Origin of the sequence: Cytobacillus oceanisediminis 2691, from assembly GCF_007678455.1 — a bacterium.
In the GTDB taxonomy this organism is placed as follows: domain Bacteria; phylum Bacillota; class Bacilli; order Bacillales; family Cytobacillaceae; genus Mesobacillus; species Mesobacillus oceanisediminis_A.
In genome coordinates this window covers 1-263 of the sequence record NZ_VEEP01000254.1, presented here as the reverse complement: position 1 = coordinate 263, position 263 = coordinate 1, and the positions used below count along the sequence as shown (strand labels likewise).

The 263-nt window shown below is 49.8% G+C and carries 1 protein-coding gene; it reads left to right on the top strand.

All coding sequences use genetic code 11. The annotated features are described in order from the left end of the window. Positions 1-168: 168 nt before the first annotated feature. Positions 169-263, top strand: a 95-nt coding sequence (locus FS736_RS25600; protein WP_395883949.1) for a phosphopantothenoylcysteine decarboxylase domain-containing protein, incomplete at its 3' end; no start/stop codon positions are given.

Below are 263 nucleotides of genomic sequence, written 5' to 3'. Positions count from 1 at the left end.
GGTGGATGAGGTTGGAGCGGAAGATGGGGGAATCAAGGAGAACTGGTGATGGGATAAAATGGTGGGGAGGTGGTTGATGAAGGAAGGGGAGGTGGTTGAAGGGTTATAGTTGTTGAAGGAGGAGTTGAGAGAAGAAGAGAAAGGGGGGAAGTTTGGGGTAAGAGTGTTTTGATTAGTGGGGGGGGAAGGAGGGAAAAAATGGATCGAGTGGGGTTGCTGAGCAATGATTCAAGGGGAAAAATGGGTTATGGGATTGGGGGTGA